Here is a 19,580-nt window from a genome sequence, read left to right as displayed (position 1 = left end):
GCTTCAAGTCATCGTACAACTTGCCGATAGCCCGCTAACGAGAGGGGACTGCCGCTGTTCGCCCCTTCAATCTGGCCAATACAAGAATAAGGGCGTTCCTCATGTTGCTTCGTCAGTTGAATATTGCTCCACGTGCCGCACTGGGTTTTGCCCTGATCGCGGTACTGGTGGCGTTGCTTGGGGTATTTGCCTTGGGGCAGATGTCGAGCATCCGTGACAGTGAAGTTGCGGTAGAGAGCCAGTGGCTGCCGAGCATTCGCGGCGGCGACGAGATTCGTGAGTTGATGCTGCGGATCCGCACGATTTCCCTGCGCATGGCACTTGATCAGGATCCGAAGAACATCGCGACTTACCGCAGCCAGATGGACACCCGCGACAAAGAGCTGAGCGAGAAGATCGCCGCCTACGACAAACTGGTCACCACGCCGGAAGGCCAGCAGCTCTATGACCAGTTCAAAAAAACCTTTGCCGCATATCGCACCGGCATCGCGCAATCCTTCACCCTGGCCGATCAAGGCCAGCGTGACGCACTGACCAAACTGCTGCTGATTGATATGAAAACCGTGGTCGACGGCTCCGGCAAGCAACTCAATGACCTGGCGGATCTGTTCGCCAGACAGGTGGCCGCTGAAAGCCAGAAATCCGCTGACCACTATCAGACCTCGCGCACTATCGTCAGTCTGTTCATCGCGCTGGCGGCGCTGGCCACGGTGGCCCTGGCCATGTTGCTCACCCGCAGCATCGTCCGTCCGCTGAGCACCGCTGTCAGCGCTGCCGAAAGCGTGGCCCGGGGCGATCTGACCCGACCGATCGAAACCCACGGCAACGATGAGGTCAGTCGTTTGCTCAAGGCGCTGGCGACCATGCAGCAGAACCTGCGGGAAACGCTGCAAGGCATCAGCGGTTCGGCCACGCAACTGGCGACCGCTGCCGATGAGCTCAACGCCGTGACGCTCGATAGCACACAAGGTCTGCAACAGCAGAACAACGAAATCGAACAGGCCGCCACGGCGGTCAATGAAATGACCACGGCCGTTGAAGAAGTCGCTCGTAATGCCGTGTCGACGTCCGATGCCACCCGTCAATCCAGTGAGTCGGCGCAACTGGGACAGGCGCGGGTCAGCGACACCGCATTGGCCATCAATGCGCTGGCCAGCGACGTGCAGCACACCGGCGAGTTGGTGCAATCGCTGGCCAACCAGTCACAGGACATCGGCAAAGTGCTGGATGTGATCCGTGCCATTGCCGAGCAGACCAACCTGCTCGCGCTCAACGCCGCCATCGAGGCGGCCCGCGCAGGGGAGAGCGGACGAGGTTTTGCGGTGGTCGCCGATGAAGTGCGGGCGCTGGCCTATCGCACCCAGCAATCGACGCAGGAGATCGAGCAGATGGTGCAGGGCATGCGCAGTGGCTCAAGCCTGGCGCTGGATTCGATGCAGGCCAGCGCTGCACGGGCCACGACCACGCTGGCGTTGGCCGAGCGCGCCGGGGAGGCGCTGGAAACCATCACCGCGTCAGTGCATGAGATTCATGAGCGCAATCTGGTGATCGCCAGTGCCGCCGAAGAGCAGGCGCAAGTTGCGCGGGAAGTGGATCGTAACCTGGTGAACATTCGCGACCTGTCGGTCCGTTCGGCAGCGGGCGCCGATCAGACCAGCGCGTCGAGTCACGAACTGTCGCAACTGGCCAACGCGCTCCAAGGCATGGTGCGGCGCTTCCAGCTCTGATGAACAGAGATCGATTGTAGGAGTGAGCTGGATTTGTGAGCTGCGCAAAACAATGTGGGAGCGGGCTTGCTCGCGAAAGCGGTGTATCAGTCGACAGGAATGTTGAATGACACGACCTCTTCGCGAGCAAGCCCGCTCCCACCGTTTTTAAATCAATGCAGCTTCAGGCGTGGCTCGGTGCCGCGACCGATCTTGCTGCCCAGCATCAGCATCGCAGTGCGAAACGGCCCGTACAGCGCCATCTGGTGCATGCGGTACAGCGAGACATAGAACATCCGCGCCAGCCATCCCTCCAGCATCACACTGCCGGTCAGATTGCCCATCAAGTTACCCACAGCCGAGAAGCGCGACAGCGAAATCAGCGAGCCGTAGTCGGTGTATTTGTACTCCGGCAGAGTCTTGCCTTCGATGCGCAGCTTGAGCGACTTGGCCAGTAACGAAGCTTGTTGGTGCGCGGCTTGCGCACGCGGTGGCACGTTGCGATCCGAACCCGGTTGCGGGCACGCGGCGCAGTCACCGAAGGCGAAAATGTTTTCGTCGCGGGTGGTCTGCAACGTCGGCAGCACTTGCAGCTGATTGATACGGTTGGTTTCCAGACCGTCGATGTCCTTGAGGAAACCCGGCGCGCGAATCCCGGCGGCCCAGACTTTCAGGCTGGCCTTGATCACGTTGCCATCGGCGGTGATCAGGCTGTCGGCGGTCACTTCGCTGACCGAAGCGTTGGTCGTCACATTGACCCCGAGTTTCTCCAGGGTCTTGTGCACCGGGCCGCTGATGCGTTCTGGCAGGGCTGGCAGCACCCGAGGGCCGGCTTCGATCAGGGTGATGTGCATGTTTTCCGGTTTGATCCGGTCCAGGCCGTACGCAGCCAGCTCATGCGCCGCGTTGTGCAGTTCTGCCGCCAGCTCGACGCCCGTGGCGCCGGCCCCGACGATCGCCACACTGATCTGCTCGATCACATCGGTCTGCCCGGCATGCGCGCGCAGATAGTGGTTGAGCAGTTGCTGGTGAAAACGCTCGGCCTGTTTACGAGTGTCGAGGAACAGGCAGTGCTGCGCCGCGCCCTGGGTACCGAAGTCGTTGGTGGTGCTGCCGACACTGATCACCAGCGAGTCGTAGGCCACTTCACGAGCCGGTACCAGTTCCACGCCGTTCTCGTCGTAGGTGGCTGCCAGCTGGATTTTCTTCTGCGCGCGATCAAGCCCGCTCATGCGCCCCAGCTGGAACTCGAAGTGGTTCCATTTCGCCTGAGCAACATAGTTGAGTTCGTCTTCGGAAGAGTTCAGCGATCCGGCGGCCACTTCGTGCAGCAATGGTTTCCAGATGTGCGTGAGGTTCGCGTCGACCAGCATCACACTGGCCGTGCCGCGCTTGCCCAGAGTCTTACCCAGACGGGTAGCCAGCTCCAGACCGCCGGCGCCGCCGCCGACAATAACAATACGATGGGACATAGGGATAACTCGCAAGGTTTTTAAAGGAAATCGGTGCGGTTACCCGAGCGAGCGCGAGGCAGCTCATAGCGTCAGGTAACTGATTAATCGGCTCAGCAAGCCCAGACCAATGGTCACTGCCAGTACCAGCACCAGGAGCATCCACGGCCGGAAAGGCCGGCGCTCGACACGGTGTTGGGACAACTGCAGGTACTCTTCGACATGCTTCTGGTCTTCGGGGTTCAGGCGGCTGGTCATAAAGGCCTCGTCAGGTAGACGTTGCTGAAGGTGGGGAAGCTACAGCGGTTTTTAACCCGGGTTGAATGCAGCATAGCCACTGGCCGGAACCGGTTCGACAGAAACACCGTCGTCGAGGCGAATGATCCCGCTTTGTAACACCCGCGCGGTAATTCCGCCATGCCCGCGCACCGCTTGAAAGGTGCCGGGGCCAAGGTTGTTTTGCAGGCGCGCGCAGGGCTGACACCAGCCGGTGGTCTCGAATATTGCCTGACCGATGCGAAAGCGCCGACCCTTGAGACTAAACAGATTGATACCGCTGATGACCAGATTGCGCCGCAGGTCTTCAGGCCTCACGGGTTGATCTTCAGGCCGGCCCATCAACGCGCTGATGACCGCCAGGTGTTCGAACTGAATCAACGTCACTTGCCGCGCATTGCGCACGCCGGGGCGGGCGTGGTCACCGGTCAATCCGGCTTCAAGCCGTGCCTCGACGGCGTCGAGCTCGATCATCGGGCCGCGAGACTCGGGGCGCACGCCGATCCAGCGTACGCGGCCAGTCTGCGGGACGTCGGCAATCAACTGCTGCAGCGGCGTCACAGGCTGATCCCGACATCGAAGACGATGCTGCGACCGAGGTTGCTGCGCAGAAAGTCCGGCGCATCGGGATGGGCGAACAGCACCCGGGCGAAGGTCGGGCCGACCAGCGACAGCGAGCGCCAACCTTGGCGCAGATACTCGGTCGGCGGTGGAAAATGGCTGTTCAGGTCCAGCACCTCGCGCTTGAGGCTGGCGAAGGCAATGATGTCCAGTTCACCCAGATCCATACCGCGTTCTTTGTAGTTGTGCGCTTTTTTGCGCAAGGTCGGCGCCAGTCGCAGCAAGAACTCATTGGCCGGGATCCGCCGTGGCTTGGCTTCACGGCGCACCAGTTGGCTGAGGGAAAACGCACTGCGGCGGCGTTGCAGTTCATCGCGCCATTCGTCGTTGAGTCGGCGGCCTTCATCGAGAACGAAGAACACTTCGAAATTGGCATCGCGAAACAGCACGTCCGGCGGCTCGCCGGCGGGGGCGAACTCATCGGCGCGGTAAGGGATGTTCAAGCCTTGCAGCAGGCGCTGGCAGACCCAACGCTCACGCTCCCATTTGCGGGCATTGGACAGGAACGCGTTGGCTTGCTCGGCCGCAATGGTCAGCAGGCGTAAGTAATCTGAGTCATCCATAGGCCCAAGCTTAGCGTTCAAATGCGACAAGCAGAAAGCTTTGCATCGGCTGATGCCTGGAAGAGGGCGGTGTAGACTCCGATGAGGGAATCAAACCCATGGAGAAGGTAAGGGATTCATGATCGGTGCAGAACTGCTGTCTTCGACAAGCCTGACACTTGGCTGGCTGATTTACCTGCCGGTGCTGGTCTGGGCGATCTGTCGTGCGCCGTGGGTCGAGTTGTTCACTGACAGTCGCCGCCAGCATCTGCTGTTCGGCACGGTGTTCGCCTTGTTTCTGCTGTGGATGGTGCGCAGGGATTTCGACACCGGGGTTTCTTATCACTTTATCGGCATGACCGCCGTGACGTTGCTGCTCGACTGGCCGCTGGCGATCATCGGCGGGCTGGTGGCGCAGCTCGGGCTGGTGTTGCTCGGGCGTCAGGATCTGGCGGCGGTCGGGGTCAACGGTACGTTGCTGATCCTGTTGCCGGTGTTGATCACCGAGTGCGTGGCGATCATCGTCGAGCGTGCCCAGCCGCGTAATCCGTTTGTGTACATCTTCTGTTCCGGGTTCTTTGCGGCGGCGTTGTCGGCGTTGCTGTGCCTGACATTGAGCCTGGGCCTGCTCTGGTACGACGGTCTGTTCGCCATGCCGGAATGGCTGGAAGACTTCATCGGCTACCTGTGGCTGCTGATTTTCCCCGAAGCCTTTATCAACGGCATGGTGATCAGTGCGCTGGTGGTGTTCAGTCCCGAGTGGCTGGAAACCTTCAACCGCACCCGCTACCTTTCGGCGCCCTGGAAGGACGACGATCCCAAGTCTTGATCCACATCAAACCCGCCACCCGCACGGCATTTCATGCTCGGCCAAATTCCTTCAGGAGCAGCGGCATGAGTGTTTACGAGTGGGCGAGGCAGGAGACACGGCAGAGTCTGGACATGGCGCTGGAGGTGGGCTTCGATCCGGGCCTGAGTTTGCGCGCCTTGCTCAGCGCGGTGGTGCAACAGAGCAAGACGGTGCGCAACGCCGAAGACCTGGCCGACGAGTTGCGCTTTCTCGCGGAAAACCTCGACGACGATCAGGACTACGGCTTCATGCGGCCCTGATCTCAGTGACGCGGGTCGAAATCGCCGGAGAACATTTCGTCTTCGGCATCCGGGGCGACCGGAATCTTGTGCTCTTCGGACGCCCAGGCGCCGAGGTCGATCAGCTTGCAGCGATCGGAGCAGAACGGGCGGAATTTGTTCTCGGGGGTGAATTCCACGGGGGCGCCGCAGGTTGGGCATTCGACGGTTGTAGGGCTCATGAATGGCCTCCGGATAAAGTCAGGTAAAAGTGATGCAGACGCTCGACTTCGCTGTGCAGCCAGGCGAGGTCGCGGTCGTTGACCACGACATCGTCGGCGTGGCTCACGCGATCTTCGCGGCTCGACTGGGCCTTGAGGATCGCCTGGACCTGCTGTTCGCTGGTCTGGTCGCGCTGCAAGGTGCGTTCGATCTGCAGTTGTTGCGGGGCGTCGATCACCAGAATCCGCTGGGTCATCGCGTGTTGCCCGGATTCGATCAACAGCGGCGACACCAGAATCGCGTACGGCGATTTTGCCAGCGCCAGATGATGGGCGATTTCCTCGGCGATCAACGGATGCAGCAGGGCTTCGAGCCAGCGGCGTTCCTCCGCCACTTCAAAGATCAGCTGGCGCAGGGCGGCGCGGTTCAGCGTGCCGTCAGCCTGCAACACATCCGCGCCAAAGTGCTCGGCAATCTTTGCCAGTGCCGGACGTCCCGGCTCGACCACCCAGCGCGCCGCATGGTCGGCGTCGACCACATGGATTCCGAGATCGATGAAGTGCTGGGCCGCGGCGCTTTTACCGCTGCCGATGCCGCCGGTCAGGCCGAGAATCCAGGGTTTTTCCACAGGGGTATTCATTTCAAACCGACAAACTGCCAATAGAAGTCGGTTATTTGACCACCCCAGAGCAAGGCAATCCAGCCGGCAATTGCCAGATACGGGCCGAAGGGGATCGGCGTCGAGGTTTTCTGCTCGCGCAGACGCAACAGAATCACCCCGACAATCGCCCCCACCAGCGATGACAGCAGGATCGTCAGCGGCAGAATCTGCCAGCCACCCCAGGCCCCGAGCAGCGCCAGCAGCTTGAAATCCCCGTGGCCGATGCCGTCCTTGCCGGTCAGCAGCTTGAACAGCCAGAACACCGACCACAGCGCCATGTAACCGGCCACCGCGCCCCACAGCGCCGCGTTTAGCGAGACGAACAGGCCGAAACTGTTGACGATCAGCCCCAGCCACAACAACGGCAACACCAGCACATCGGGCAGCAGTTGATGTTCGGTGTCGATCAGGCTCATCGCCAGCAGCCCCCAGGTGAGGACGATCAACAGACCGGCCGGCCAGCCGAACCCCAGATGCCAGGCGACGAATGCCGAGAGCAGGCCGCAGGCCAGTTCGGTCAGGGGATAACGTTTGCTGATGGGCGCGGTGCACGCCGAACAGCGTCCGCGCAACAGCAGGTAGCTGAGCAGTGGAATGTTCTCCCACGCCCGAATCCGGTGGCCGCAGTGCGGGCACTGGGAGTGCGGCAGCATCAGGTTGTAGGTTGGCAGCGGCGTTTCGCTCGGCAGGCCAAGGACGTCCTGCGCCTGCTGGCGCCAATCGCGCTCGAGCATTTTCGGCAGACGCCAGACCAGCACGTTGAGAAAACTGCCGACCACCAGCCCCAGCAGCAGGGCGGCGAGTACGAAGGCCAGCGGATACAGACTGAAGAGTTCGTCGATAGGCATGTCAGATCGCTGAGCCGAGTTGGAAAATCGGCAGGTACATGGCCACGACCAGCCCGCCGACGATGACCCCGAGCACCACCATGATGAACGGCTCCATCAGGCTGGTGAGGTTGTCGACCATGTTATCCACTTCGTCCTCATAAAAACCGGCGACCTTGTCGAGCATGTCATCCAGTGCGCCCGACTCCTCACCGATGGCGGTCATCTGCACCGCCATGTTGGGGAAGACCCCGGTGCTGCGCATGGAAAAATTCAGCTGCATGCCGGTGGCGACGTCCTGGCGGATACGCAGCACGGCACGTTTGAACACCACGTTGCCGGTGGCGCCGGCCACCGAATCCAGTGCTTCCACCAGCGGTACGCCAGCGGCGAAGGTGGTCGACAGGGTGCGGGCGAATCGCGCCACCGCCGATTTGTACATCAGCGTGCCCACCAGCGGCAGCTTCAGCAGCCAGGTGTCTTTGCGGTCGCGCAAGGCCTGGGATTTCTTCAGCGCATGACGAATGCCGAACACCGCCGCAATCAGGGCGCCGAGCACTATCCACCACCATTGCTGCATGAACTCCGAGATGCTGATGACCATCAGGGTAAAGGCCGGCAGTTCAGCACCGAAACCGGAGAATACCGCCTGGAATTGCGGCACCACTTTCACCAGCAAAATCCCCGTGACCACCATCGCCACCAGTACTACGGCGGCGGGATAGGTCATGGCTTTCTTGATCTTGGCCTTGAGCGCTTCGCTTTTTTCCTTATAGGTCGCGACCCGTTCCAGCAACGTATCGAGGGCGCCGGATTGCTCGCCGGCATCCACCAGGTTGCAATACAACTCATCGAAATACTGCGGCTTCTTGCGCAGGGCCGCAGCGAAGCTGTTGCCGGCGGCCACTTCCTGCTTAACCTCGTCCACCAGTTTGCGCATCGCCGGGTTGTCGAAGCCTTCGCCAATGATGTCGAACGACTGCAACAGCGGTACGCCGGCCTTCATCATGGTTGCCATCTGCCGCGTGAACAGGGCGATGTCCTGGGCCTTGATGCGTTTGCCGAGGCTGAGCAAGGAGGTGGATTTCTTGCGCACCTTGCCTGGATTGATCCCTTGTTTGCGCAGCTGGGCCTTGATCAGCGCGGGGTTCTGCCCGCTCAACTCGCCCGTGACCTTGCTGCCTTTGCGATCCGTGCCTTCCCAGGCGTAGACGCTGATTTTCGCTGCCTTGACCGCCATGTTCAGTCCTTGGTGACCCGGTTGATTTCTTCCAGGCTGGTGATGCCTTGCATGGCCTTGTGCAGGCCCGAGGTGCGCAGGTCGTCGAAGCCGTCGCGACGCATCTGGCTGTCGATTTCCAGCGAATTGCCTTCGGCCATGATCAGCCGTTGCAGGTCAGGGGTGTTTTTCACCACTTCGTAAATCCCCACGCGTCCCTTGTAGCCGCCGTTGCAGAGGTCGCAACCGACCGGCTCATAGATCGTGAAACTGCCGATCTGTTCCGGCGGGAAACCTTCCTTGATCAGCGTTTCGCGGGGGATCTCGATCGGTTTCTTGCAGTGGCTGCACAGCTTGCGCGCCAGACGCTGGGCGATGATCAGGCTCACCGAGGTGGCGATGTTGAACCCGGGAATGCCCATGTTGTGCAGGCGGGTCAGGGTTTCGGCGGCGCTGTTGGTGTGCAGCGTGGACAGCACCAGGTGGCCGGTCTGCGCGGCCTTGATCGCGATTTCGGCGGTTTCCAGATCGCGGATTTCCCCGACCATGATCACGTCCGGGTCCTGCCGCAGAAACGAACGCAGCGCCTGGGCAAAATCCAGCCCTTGCTTGGGATTGACGTTGACCTGGTTGATGCCTTCCATGTTGATTTCCACCGGGTCTTCGGCGGTCGAAATGTTGATGTCGACGGTGTTGAGGATATTCAGGCCGGTGTACAGCGATACGGTTTTCCCCGACCCGGTAGGCCCGGTCACCAGAATCATGCCCTGCGGTTGCTTCAGCGCTGCCATGTACAGGTCTTTCTGCGCCGGTTCGTAACCCAGCGCATCGATGCCGATCTGCGCGCTGGAAGGATCGAGAATCCGGATCACCACTTTTTCGCCCCACAGGGTCGGCAGGGTGTTGACCCGGAAGTCGATGGACTTGGTCTTCGACAGGCGCATCTTGATCCGCCCGTCCTGGGGTTTGCGTCGCTCCGAGATATCCAGGCTGGCCATGACTTTCAGGCGTGCGGCGATTCGCCCGGCCAACTGGATCGGCGGTTTGGCCACCTCGCGCAGGATGCCGTCGGTACGCACGCGCACCCGGAAGTTTTTTTCGTAGGGTTCGAAGTGCAGGTCCGACGAACCACTTTTGATCGCGTCGAGCAGCATCTTGTGCACGAAACGCACGACCGGTGCGTCGTCGGCGTCGAGTCCGCCAATGGCGTCCTGGCGGCTGTCGTCGACGGACTCGACATCCACGCCGTCGAGATCGACGTCGGCCATTTCTTCGAGGCCGCTGGTATGGGTGTCGAAGAATTTCTCGATGGCCTCTGTGAGCTTGTCGTCCTCCACCAGAATGGCTTCGGTGCTCAGCCCGGTGCTGAACTGAATGTCATTGATCGCCTGATGATTGCTCGGGTCGGAAATGCCCACGAATAGTTTGTTGCCACGCCGCCACAAGGGCAGGGCGTGGTGCTGGCGTACCAGTTTTTCACTGACCAGGCCTTTGGGCTGGGTTTCCTTGTCCAGGCAATTGAGGTCCATGAAGGCCATGCCGAAATGCTCGGAAGCGATCTCGGCGACCTGTGAGCTCTTCACCAGTTTGTTCTGCACCAGGTAACTGACCAGCGACAGCCGATTGCGCTGCGCCTGTTGCCAGGCCTGCTGGGCGCTTTTTTCCGTAAGCAGTTCGGCCTGTACCAATTGCTTGGCCAGTCCGCTCAGAGCGATGTCATTCATGGGGATTCCGGATGCTGACAGTTCATGACTTATAGCCTAGTCAAGTGACAGCGCCAAACACGCCCGGTACAGGTGACAAAAAGTGTCAGATAGTGCGGTTACGGGTTGTAGGAAAGCGCGACACGGCCCCTTTATGCCGAGCGCACGGGGTCTGCAAGCGGTTGGCACGGCCTATGCTGAGCCCTTTGCAGATCATGAGATTCCGACTCATGCATGGAGAGCCTGTCTATGAACAACCAAAAAGGTTTCACTCTGATCGAGCTGCTGATCGTGGTGGCGATCATCGGCATTCTGGCGACCATCGCCCTGCCGCAATACTCCAAGTATCAGGCGCGTTCGAAGGTGACGGCAGGTCTGGCCGAAATCAGCGCGCTGAAGGTGCCGTTCGAGGACACCATTAATCAAGGTACCGATCCAACCCTGTTACTCGTGGCCGGTAGTGCCACAGCGACCACCTCCAACTGCACACTGGCGGCTTCGGGAACAGCTACGACAGGTGCCGGCACCATTACCTGCACACTGGTGAACGCCCCGGGCCCGGTGCTGGGTAAAACCATCACTCTTACCCGCACGGGGGCTGCAACCGGCAACACCTCCGGCGTCTGGAGCTGTGCATCGACCGTCAACCCGGACTACGCGCCTAAAGGTTGCGCGGGTACCGGTGCCTGATCTAGTCAGCAAACGGCCTGAGATGCCCCGCGATGCGGGGCATTTTTTTGCCTTTCTGCGCTGGAAAAAGCTTCAATAATTTCAGCGTGTTAGGAACTTTCCGAAAAGCCGCAACTTGCATGTCGATAATGCATGCGTCATGCAAATTGCATGATTCCGAAAATTTGGCTAATTCATAACTAATTGATTTATAACGATTTATTGTCTTTCGAAAAGTTGGCACAGCCTTCGCAATATACCCAGTAACCCTGCTGACAAGACAACCAGCAGACTTTCCAGAAAAACAGGAGTTACTCGTATGAAGAAGTTCGCTATCACTGCCGCTGCTGCTACCGCGCTGACCCTGACCATGGCTTCCGGTGCTTTCGCACAAACCACCCAGGCTACTCAGGCTCCAATGACTCTGGCTGCTGGTGAAATGACCAAGGCTAAAGAAGCTACTTCCGATACCTGGATCACTACCAAAGTCAAAAGCGACCTGGTAACCGAAAAAGGCATTCCAGGTACCGATATCAAAGTTGAAACCAACAAAGGCGTTGTATCCCTGTCCTCCACTGTTGCAGTGACCGAGGCACAGAAAACCACCGCCGTGGCTATCGCCAAGAAAATCAAAGGCGTCAAAGCGGTCTCCGCTGACGGCCTGAAAGCCGAGTAAGGCATGACTTCTCGCCTGGACCGGGAGAAGGCGCGACAGACGGGCCGAGCAATACGTCTGCCGCAACTTTAGAGTTCATGCGAACGGTCACACGGACGTGACCATTACGGGCCCCGGCACTTGTGTCGGGGCCTGTTCTATTTCAGGTCAGCAAAAGCTAAATGTGGGAGCGGGCTTGCTCGCGAATGCGGTGTGTCAGCAGGCATATTCATCAGCTGACACACTGCATTCGCGAGCAAGCCCGCTCCCACAGGGATATAGGTTGTGGTTCAGTTACCGCGCTTGCTGTTGATCTGCCGCAGGCGGTTGCCTTCAAAGCGCAGGTACTGGTACATGCCGTTGCTCGGGCCGTAGGTCCATTCCTCGACCTGAAACTCTTCGCGGCGATTGGCGCTGCGCTTGTAGCCGAGGACATCGCGGCTGACCGGTTCGCCACACTTCTGCAGCACTTCGCTGGTGCGGTCGCCGAGACTGACCAACTGACTGCCACAACGCAGCGTGTCGGAGGCCAGCGCGGGGCTGGCGGCGAGCATCAGCGCTATTGCAACCAGCCAGTTGTGGCTCATCACTCGGCGTCCAGGTGCATTTGCGTCACGACCCGACCATCGCTTTCGGCTTCGCCAAGGTTGGCGTCGATGAAGTACACCCGGTCATCCGCCAGTTGGCCCTTGTCGACCAGGTAGTCCTTGATGCTGCTGGCGCGTTCCTGCCCCAATTGACGCAACAGCACATCGCTTGAACTCCAGAACTTGATCACGCCGTCACGCATTTTCGCCGTGCGTTCTTCCTTGCCCAGATCCTTCCATTCGGCCGGTGGCTGGGTTTTCAGTCGGGTGCGGTAGATGCCTTCGAGCAGCGGGCCTTTTTCGCTGTCCGGCACCTGCAGCAGGGAAGCCTGAGCCGGGACCTTGTCGCCTCGGCGCTGGAGCATCTTGTAGTAGTTGTACTGGTATTCGCGCTCCAGACGCTGTTCGGCGATCAACGGACCGTCGCTGCTCTGAGCGGCGGTGCCTTCGATTTCCAGGCGCAGGGCCGGACGTTCCTTGAGGGCTTGGGACAGTTTGTCCAGCGCCGACTGGGCGTCCTTGCTCAGGTCGCTGGACCCCGGGGCAAAGGACACGGTGCCGAGGTCTTCGGAACCGCCGCCGTTGATCAGCCCGCCAATCAGCTTGAACGGTGCCGCGGCAGCTTTGACGATGAGATTACGCAGGGTCTGCCAGACAATCGGCATCACGCTGAACTGTGGGTTATTCAGATCGCCAGTCACCGGCAGCTCGATGGAAATCTTGCCATCGACGTCCTTGAGCAGGGCAATCGCCAGCTTCAGTGGCAGGCTCACGGCATCCGGGCTGTCGACTTTCTCGCCGAGTTGCAGTTGCTCGACCACCACTTTGTTTTCAGCCTTCAACTGGCCCTTGGTGATCAGGTAGTGCAGGTCGAGGTTGAGCCGGCCCTTGCGGATGCGGTAACCGGCGAACTTGCCGGAGTACGGCGTCAGTGTCGTCAGTTCGACACGTTTGAAGCTGGTGGCGATGTCGAGGCTGGCCATCGGATCGAACGGGTTGACCGCACCTTTGATGGTCACCGGTGCATAGCGATCGACCTTGCCCTTGACGTCGACGCTGGCCGGTTTCGCCTGACGGCTGTCGATGGTACCGATCTGGCCGTTGAGCTGTTGCACCGCCGTAGCGAAATTCGGCGTCAGGCTGAAGTCGGCGAAGTTGGCCGAGCCGTCGTTGATCGCAATCGCGCCGATGTGAATGCCCAGCGGCTTGTCCTTGCTGGCCGGCTTCGCCGCGGCGGTTTTCGCACCGCTGTCGGCAGGCTGCGGGATCAGCAGATCGTCGATGTTGGTGGTGCGGTCATCGTTGATCATGAACCGCACATACGGCTGGAACAGGTTGACCTTGTCGATCGACAGGCTGTCACCGTGCTGATAATTCAGACCTTCGACCACCACTTGCTGCCACTTGAGGAAGTCGCGGGTTTTCAGGGTGTCGAGGGTGTGCAATTGATCGATCTGCGCACGCCCGGTCACGCCGAGTGCCAGGGGGGCGGTGCTCTTGAGGTTGACCTTGAGGTCGCTGCCGAGCATGCCGCTGCGCAGCTCCAGGCGAATGAACGGATTGATGTAGGACTGCGCGACACGCAGGTCGATGTCCTGGGTTTTCACGTTGAGCTGGGCGGTGACCGGCGCGAGGTTGACCACGCCGTCGGCGTTGATCTTGCCTTGTTTGCCCAAGCCGCTGTCGAGTCTGACCTTGAAAGGCGAGCCGTTGAGGCTGTCAAAATCCTGCAGGTCGATGTTCAGCGGGGTGATGTCCAGCGCCACCGGCGGGTTGGCCGAACGGTCGGCGAGATGCACGGTGTAGTTGCGTAGCTGTACGTCTTTGAGCAGCACTTGCCAAGGCTTGCTCGGCGCGGCCGGCGCTTTCGGCGAGTCGGCGGCGGCTGGAGTGGACTTGGGTTCGGCGGCGGCCTTGGCGGCCGGTTTCGATGGCTGGCTGGCGAACAGTTTCTGCCAGTCGAGCTGGCCGTCGGCTTCGAGCGCGGCCCAGGTTTCCAGTTTGTTGCTGCGGATCTTGCCGACCACCACTTGCTGTTTGGCCAGGTCGACCGAGGTCTCGCTGACATCGAGGCGTTCGAGTTTTGCCAGCGGCCGGCCGTCCGGCGCCTTGATCGCGAACGGCGCAATGCTCACCGCGACGTTGTTCAACAGCAGTTCGGTTTCTTTCGACAGATTCAGTTTGTATTCGGTGCTGAGGTTGATCACGCCGTCTTCGAGCACCAAGGGCAGCGCATCGCGCACGTAGGGCCAGAAGGATTTCATCTTGCCGTCGGTGACTTTCAAAGTGCCTTCGGAGGTGAACGGGATCAGGCTGAAGTTGCCTTTCCAGTCGATCTGCCCACCGGCCGGGCCGGCAGCCACCAGGGTCATGTCGGCGTTGTCTTCGGGCAGGGTGCTGAGGTTTTTCAGTTCGAAGTCGAGTTTGTCGTAGAGGAACTCGATCGGCTCGCTCGGCCGGGCGTCCTGGAAATGCACGTTGCCCCCGGCCAGTTGAATGCGGTCGATGCGCAGCGGGAACGGCTTGGCATTCGGGTCGGCCGGGGTCGGCTCGCTGGCGGGAATTTTGAACAGGCCCAGCAGATTGAGCTGGCCGTCCTTGGCGAAGAGGACTTCGGTCTTGGGCTTGTCCAGCTCGATATCGGCCAGATGCAGCGCCTTGGTCCACAGGCTGTCGAGTTGCAGGTTGGCGTACAGCCGCTCGAAACCGACCTGTTCCTTGCCCGGCTCACCGATGACCAGTCCCCACAGGGTGACTTCAAGGCTGAACGGATTGAGTTCGATGCGCTGGATATGCGCCGGTACCGTGGCGTAGTTGGCCAACTGCTGGTTGGCGATGCGCAGGGCGATGCCCGGCAAAATCAGAAACCCCAGCAGGCTGTAGAGGGCCAGAGCAGTCAACAAGGCGCCAATCGCGCGAATCAATCCTTTGGGCATGTGCGGCTTCATCTGTCTGAATCGGAGTGCCTTGGAGTATGGCACGCGATTCTGGTTCCGAAGTACATCGTGGGGTGCAGGATTGTTCAGATTGTTCTGTAGGACCAAGACACTGTGGGAGCGAGCTTGCTCGCGAAAGCGGTGGATCAGTCGAGAAATATGCTGACTGACACGCCGCCTTCGCGAGCAAGCTCGCTCCCACATTGGATGGTTGCCAGTCCCGCAGGGGGGGTTACAGCTGCAGGATCAGGGTTTTCAGCGGTGGCTGTTGATCACGCGACGGGAAGTCCGCGCCCGGGGTCATCACGCTCCATTCGCGCACCGGGCGCCCGGCCTTCTCGGCGCAGCGCAGGACCTGTTCACGCCAGTCATCCATGCTGACTTTTGCCAAATTGTTGCAGCAGATCAGTACGCCGTTGTCGGCGGTGCTCAGCAGTGCCGGTTTGAGCAGGCTCTGATAGTCGCGCAGCAGGTCGACGGTGCCGAACGCGCTCTTGGCCCAGGCCGGTGGATCAAGCAGCACCAGATCGTATTGACGCTGGTCGAGGCGCTGATAGCTCGGCAGTTTTTGCCCGCGCCGCTGGCTGATCGGCAGCCCGGCAAGTTGGCGGATCGCCGGAAAGTAATCGGACTGGATAAATTGCATCTCGGGCAACTGTGGATTGAGCAGACCGTTTTCGCGGCCGACTGCCAGATTGCCTTCGGCGAAGTCGAGGTTGCACACCTCGCGCGCGCCACCGGCAGCGGCACTGAGGCCGACGCCGCAGGTGTAGGCGAACAGGTTGAGCACGCTTTTGCCTTTGGCGTGATCCTTGACCCAGCCGCGGGTGTTGCGCAGGTCGAGGAACAGCAGCGGGTCCTGCCCGGCATGGCGCCCGCGCACGCGGTAATTGAGGCCCCACTCATGACCGATGAGATCCGCCAGTGCGGCGTCGTCGGCTTTGTAGACGCTGTCTTCGCGATCGATCCGCGAGTTGCCGCGGGAGCGGTCGTTGTAGACCAGCAGCGTTTCAAAGCCCAGGGTCTGGTTGACCATGGCGTGCAGTTGCAGCAGGTCGTCACGCTCCAGGGTCTGGTGAAAGCTTTGCACCAGCAACTGCGGGCCGTAGCGGTCGACGGTCAGACCACCGGCGCCTTCCTGGCTGCCGTGGAACAGGCGATAGCAATCGGTGCCCTGGCTGTGCAGCTCAGCGAGCAGATCCTGGCGTTGATCGAGGGCGGCGCGCAGCGCCTGATTCAAGGAAGACATGCGTGCGCCTTGCTGGTGAGAATTGGGGCGCGGGAGTTTAGCAGTTACCGAAGCCCTGAGACATTGCGCAGATCTGTGGCGAGGGAGCTTGCTCCCGCTCGAGTGCGAAGCGCTCGCAACATTCCGAGGGTCGCTGCGCAACCCAGCGGGAGCAAGCTCCCTCGCCACAGGTTCTGTGTATAAATCAGGTGAGCAGTCCCATTCGGCGTTTGGCCCGCTGTACCGAGCCATTGCGCATCGCCCAGCGCAGCATCGGCGCACTGCGCTTGACGCTGGCGCGGATCAACTGGCGTTGCAGCGGGTTCTGCCGTATGCCGAACAGGTCACTGGCCCAGTCCGGCAGCAGATCGATGCCGGCCTTCATCATCAGGTCGCCAAACGGTCGAGCGAGCACGCTCGGGGCTGGCGCGTCGAGCAACAGGCGCAGGACTTCGCGGCTGCGCTCATCACAGAGCAGTTGCGGGCGCATGTGTTGCAGATAGTCGGCCACGGCTTGCCGCGATTTCGGCACATCCCGCGCACCCAGGCGCTCGGCGACCACGGCGATTTCCGCGTAGTAGCGATCCTGATTCGCCCCCGACAATTGCGGATTGCGGTAACGCAAATGCGCCGCAAGAAAATGGCTGACCTCGGCCACATGCACCCAGGTCAACAGGTCCGGATCGCTGGCCGCATACGGCCGGCCATCCGGCGCAGTGCCGACCACTTGCAGGTGTATGGTGCGCACCTTGTCGATCAGCCATTCGGCGTCGCGGCGTGAGCCGAACGTGGTGCCGGAGACAAACTGACTGGTGCGGCGCAGACGTCCGAGCATGTCCTGACGAAAGTTCGAATGATCCCAGACCCCGGCCAGCGCCAGCGGATGCAGGGCTTGCAGCAACAACGCGCTGATGCCGCCGATCAGCATGCTGCTGAAGTCGCCATGCACTTGCCAACTGACCGAGTCCGGCCCGAACAGCCCGGGATCGCCCTTGGGATTTTCCAGATCGAGCTGACCGAGGGACAGACCGGTCAGGCTCATGAGTTGGTTTTCGATACGGCTGCGGATGAATTCCATGACAACTCATTGGTGGTGGAGGGCGCGGGCGGTTGGCCGCGCCGGAGATGTTACTGATTCAGGCGCTTGTCGATCAGGCCCTGGACCACGCTCGGATCGGCCAGGGTCGAGGTGTCGCCGAGGCTGTCGAGTTCGTTGCAGGCGATCTTGCGCAGGATCCGCCGCATGATCTTGCCTGAGCGGGTTTTCGGCAAGGCCGGCGCCCACTGGATCAGGTCCGGTTTGGCGAAGCTGCCGATTTCCTTGCTGACGTGGGCGAGCAGTTCTTTCTTCAGCTCATCGCTCGGCTCGAAGCCGTTCATGGGCGTGACGAAGGCGTAGATGCCCTGGCCTTTGACGTCGTGCGGGTAACCGACCACGGCGGCCTCGGCGATGCTGTCGTGCAGGACCAGCGCGCTTTCCACTTCGGCGGTGCCGATGCGGTGGCCGGAGACGTTGATCACGTCATCGATGCGCCCGGTGATCCAGTAATCGCCGTCCTCGTCGCGGCGTGCGCCGTCACCGGTGAAGTAATAGCCGGGGTAAGGTTTGAAATAGGTGTCGACCATTCTTTGCGGATCGCCGTAGACGCTGCGGATCTGCGCCGGCCAGCTGGACTTGATCGCCAGCACGCCACTGCCGGCGCCTTTGATTTCCTTGCCGTGCTCGTCGAGCAGCACCGGTTGCACGCCGAACATCGGCTGCGTGGCGCAACCCGGCTTGATGCGTTGCGCACTGACCAGCGGGCTGAGCATGATCCCGCCGGTTTCGGTCTGCCACCAGGTATCGACAATCGGGCAGCGCTGCTCGCCGACCACGTTGAAATACCATTCCCACGCTTCCGGGTTGATTGGCTCACCGACACTGCCGAGCAATCTGAGGCTTTGGCGCGACGTTTCCTGCAACGGCCCGGCACCTTCGCGCATCAACGCGCGCAGGGCGGTCGGCGCGGTGTAGAAGATGTTGACGTGGTGTTTGTCGATCACCTGCCAGAAGCGCGAAGTGCTCGGATAACTTGGCACGCCTTCGAAGATCAGCGTGGTTGCGCCGTTGGCCAGCGGGCCGTAGACGATGTAACTGTGGCCGGTCACCCAGCCGACGTCGGCGGTGCACCAGAACACTTCGCCGTCGCGGTAATCGAGCACGTACTTGAAGGTCATCGCCGCTTGCAGCAGGTAGCCGCCGGTGGTGTGCAGCACGCCTTTGGGTTTGCCGGTGCTGCCGGAGGTGTAGAGGATGAACAGCGGATCTTCGGCGTCCATCGGTTCTGGCGGGCAATCGTCGCTGGCCTCACGCACGGCCTGGTGATACCAGAGATCACGGCCCTCGACCCAATCGACCTGGCCTTGGCTGCGTTCGACTACGACGACGGTGCTGACGTCCGGGCAACTTTGCAGGGCCTTGTCGACGTTGTGCTTGAGTGGCACGAACTTGCCGCCGCGTACGCCTTCATCGGCGGTGATCACGGTGCGGCAGTCGGCGTCGAGGATGCGGTCACGCAATGAGTCCGGGGAGAAGCCGCCGAACACCACCGAATGAATCGCGCCGATCCGCGCGCAGGCGAGCATGGCGTAGGCCGCCTCGGGGATCATCGGCATGTAGATGCACACCCGATCGCCTTTTTTCACCCCACGGCTTTTCAGCACATTGGCCAGGCGGCAGACGTGATGGTGGAGTTTTTTGTAGGTGATCTGCGCTGATTCGGCCGGGTCGTCGCCTTCCCAGAGGATCGCGGTCTGCTCGCCGCGCTGGGCGAGGTGGCGGTCGATGCAGTTGTAACTGACGTTCAGTTGGCCGCCGGCAAACCAGGACGCTTCACCGGTTTTCAGGTCGTAGCGCTGCACGGTCTGCCACGGTGTGCTCCAGTCGAGGAAGCGGGTGGCATGTTCAGCCCAGAAGGCGCTGGGGTGTTCAATGGATTCGCGGTACAGACGCTTATAGTCGTCCTGACTCAACTGCGCAGCCCGGCGGACGGCATCGGCTTTGGGGAACGTGCTGATATCGAACATGACGGTTCCTTATTCTTGTTGTGCGAAGAATAAAGATGCGCCGAGAGGGCCAAGGGTTCAAGCCGCATCAGGAATCTGATGTTTGAGCCTGATTTTGAATATCCCCTAAAACAACTGTAGGAGTGAGCCTGCTCGGGGGGGGG

19 protein-coding genes and 1 pseudogene are annotated in these 19,580 nt (G+C 60.8%); 6 read left to right on the top strand and 14 right to left on the bottom strand.

The features are described 5' to 3' along the window. Positions 1-101: 101 nt before the first annotated feature. Together AC27VU_RS23315 and AC27VU_RS23310 are read left to right on the top strand one after the other, a co-directional pair. Positions 102-872, top strand: a pseudogene (locus AC27VU_RS23315) (MCP four helix bundle domain-containing protein); the annotation flags it as partial. After that, a complete protein-coding gene (locus AC27VU_RS23310) occupies positions 864-1,727 on the top strand; it encodes a methyl-accepting chemotaxis protein (RefSeq protein ID WP_488725018.1) in 864 nt (287 codons plus the stop codon). The pseudogene AC27VU_RS23315 and the gene AC27VU_RS23310, both read left to right, overlap by 9 nt. A 152-nt stretch (positions 1,728-1,879) precedes the next feature. Here AC27VU_RS23310 and AC27VU_RS23305 read toward each other — a convergent pair whose 3' ends face one another. From AC27VU_RS23305 to AC27VU_RS23290, 4 genes are all read right to left on the bottom strand, one after another. Beyond that, on the bottom strand, positions 1,880-3,178 hold the full coding sequence (locus AC27VU_RS23305) for an NAD(P)/FAD-dependent oxidoreductase (protein ID WP_488725010.1): 1,299 nt from the start codon (positions 3,176-3,178) through the stop codon (positions 1,880-1,882). Positions 3,179-3,241: 63 nt separating this feature from the next. Further along, positions 3,242-3,415 (bottom strand): DUF3094 family protein, encoded by a 174-nt coding sequence (locus AC27VU_RS23300; protein WP_003228304.1) that lies wholly within the window; start codon positions 3,413-3,415, stop codon positions 3,242-3,244. A gap of 51 nt (positions 3,416-3,466) precedes the next feature. Next, positions 3,467-3,994, bottom strand: coding sequence for an MOSC domain-containing protein (locus AC27VU_RS23295; RefSeq protein WP_003228303.1), 528 nt, complete (start codon positions 3,992-3,994; stop codon positions 3,467-3,469). Then, positions 3,991-4,617: a DUF1780 domain-containing protein gene (locus tag AC27VU_RS23290; RefSeq protein ID WP_003228301.1), complete on the bottom strand. Its 627-nt coding sequence runs from the start codon at positions 4,615-4,617 to the stop codon at positions 3,991-3,993. Before AC27VU_RS23290 ends, AC27VU_RS23295 begins: the two co-directional genes overlap by 4 nt. A gap of 118 nt (positions 4,618-4,735) precedes the next feature. Here AC27VU_RS23290 and AC27VU_RS23285 point away from each other — a divergent pair, with 118 nt between their 5' ends. Together AC27VU_RS23285 and AC27VU_RS23280 are read left to right on the top strand one after the other, a co-directional pair. Further along, positions 4,736-5,425 (top strand): energy-coupling factor ABC transporter permease, encoded by a 690-nt coding sequence (locus AC27VU_RS23285; RefSeq protein WP_103484970.1) that lies wholly within the window; start codon positions 4,736-4,738, stop codon positions 5,423-5,425. 65 nt (positions 5,426-5,490) lie between these two features. After that, the gene (locus AC27VU_RS23280) at positions 5,491-5,706 is read left to right on the top strand and encodes a hypothetical protein (protein WP_003228298.1); all 216 of its coding nucleotides are present in this window, start codon (positions 5,491-5,493) and stop codon (positions 5,704-5,706) included. 2 nt (positions 5,707-5,708) lie between these two features. Here AC27VU_RS23280 and yacG read toward each other — a convergent pair whose 3' ends face one another. From yacG to pilB, 5 genes are read right to left on the bottom strand one after another with little or no spacing between them, the layout of a single operon-like run. Beyond that, positions 5,709-5,906 (bottom strand): DNA gyrase inhibitor YacG, encoded by a 198-nt coding sequence (gene yacG / locus AC27VU_RS23275; protein ID WP_003228296.1) that lies wholly within the window; start codon positions 5,904-5,906, stop codon positions 5,709-5,711. Continuing rightward, on the bottom strand, positions 5,903-6,526 hold the full coding sequence (coaE, locus tag AC27VU_RS23270; RefSeq protein ID WP_488725009.1) for a dephospho-CoA kinase: 624 nt from the start codon (positions 6,524-6,526) through the stop codon (positions 5,903-5,905). The genes yacG and coaE overlap by 4 nt, the downstream gene beginning before the upstream one ends. Beyond that, the gene (locus AC27VU_RS23265) at positions 6,523-7,395 is read right to left on the bottom strand and encodes a prepilin peptidase (RefSeq protein WP_003228291.1); all 873 of its coding nucleotides are present in this window, start codon (positions 7,393-7,395) and stop codon (positions 6,523-6,525) included. The genes coaE and AC27VU_RS23265 overlap by 4 nt, the downstream gene beginning before the upstream one ends. 1 nt (position 7,396) lies before the next feature. Beyond that, positions 7,397-8,614: a type II secretion system F family protein gene (locus AC27VU_RS23260; protein WP_488725008.1), complete on the bottom strand. Its 1,218-nt coding sequence runs from the start codon at positions 8,612-8,614 to the stop codon at positions 7,397-7,399. A gap of 2 nt (positions 8,615-8,616) precedes the next feature. Then, positions 8,617-10,317 (bottom strand): type IV-A pilus assembly ATPase PilB, encoded by a 1,701-nt coding sequence (gene pilB / locus AC27VU_RS23255; protein WP_103484969.1) that lies wholly within the window; start codon positions 10,315-10,317, stop codon positions 8,617-8,619. A 228-nt stretch (positions 10,318-10,545) separates the two neighbouring features. On the opposite strand from pilB, the gene AC27VU_RS23250 reads away from it, so the two are divergent. Together AC27VU_RS23250 and AC27VU_RS23245 are read left to right on the top strand one after the other, a co-directional pair. Next, the gene (locus AC27VU_RS23250) at positions 10,546-10,986 is read left to right on the top strand and encodes a pilin (protein WP_338800026.1); all 441 of its coding nucleotides are present in this window, start codon (positions 10,546-10,548) and stop codon (positions 10,984-10,986) included. 298 nt (positions 10,987-11,284) lie between these two features. Beyond that, positions 11,285-11,641, top strand: coding sequence for a BON domain-containing protein (locus tag AC27VU_RS23245; protein WP_262143301.1), 357 nt, complete (start codon positions 11,285-11,287; stop codon positions 11,639-11,641). 269 nt (positions 11,642-11,910) lie between these two features. On the opposite strand, the gene AC27VU_RS23240 is transcribed toward AC27VU_RS23245, so the two are convergent. The 5 genes from AC27VU_RS23240 to acs form a co-directional block, all read right to left on the bottom strand. After that, a complete protein-coding gene (locus AC27VU_RS23240) occupies positions 11,911-12,207 on the bottom strand; it encodes a DUF2845 domain-containing protein (RefSeq protein ID WP_400508087.1) in 297 nt (98 codons plus the stop codon). Continuing rightward, positions 12,207-15,155, bottom strand: coding sequence for a DUF748 domain-containing protein (locus tag AC27VU_RS23235; protein WP_488725007.1), 2,949 nt, complete (start codon positions 15,153-15,155; stop codon positions 12,207-12,209). The genes AC27VU_RS23240 and AC27VU_RS23235 overlap by 1 nt, the downstream gene beginning before the upstream one ends. A 220-nt stretch (positions 15,156-15,375) precedes the next feature. Then, complete coding sequence (locus tag AC27VU_RS23230) at positions 15,376-16,392, bottom strand: class I SAM-dependent rRNA methyltransferase (protein ID WP_488725006.1); 1,017 nt, start codon at positions 16,390-16,392, stop codon at positions 15,376-15,378. Positions 16,393-16,576: 184 nt separating this feature from the next. Continuing rightward, positions 16,577-17,449: an oxygenase MpaB family protein gene (locus AC27VU_RS23225; RefSeq protein ID WP_488725005.1), complete on the bottom strand. Its 873-nt coding sequence runs from the start codon at positions 17,447-17,449 to the stop codon at positions 16,577-16,579. A gap of 50 nt (positions 17,450-17,499) precedes the next feature. Continuing rightward, a complete protein-coding gene (gene acs, locus AC27VU_RS23220; protein WP_488725004.1) occupies positions 17,500-19,437 on the bottom strand; it encodes an acetate--CoA ligase in 1,938 nt (645 codons plus the stop codon). Between the last annotated feature and the right edge of the window lie 143 nt (positions 19,438-19,580).

It is taken from the genome of Pseudomonas sp. 14P5.3.2 (assembly GCF_057799175.1).
The sequence above is the reverse complement of the archived record's forward strand: the minus strand, read 5'-3'. Positions and strand labels throughout refer to the sequence as shown.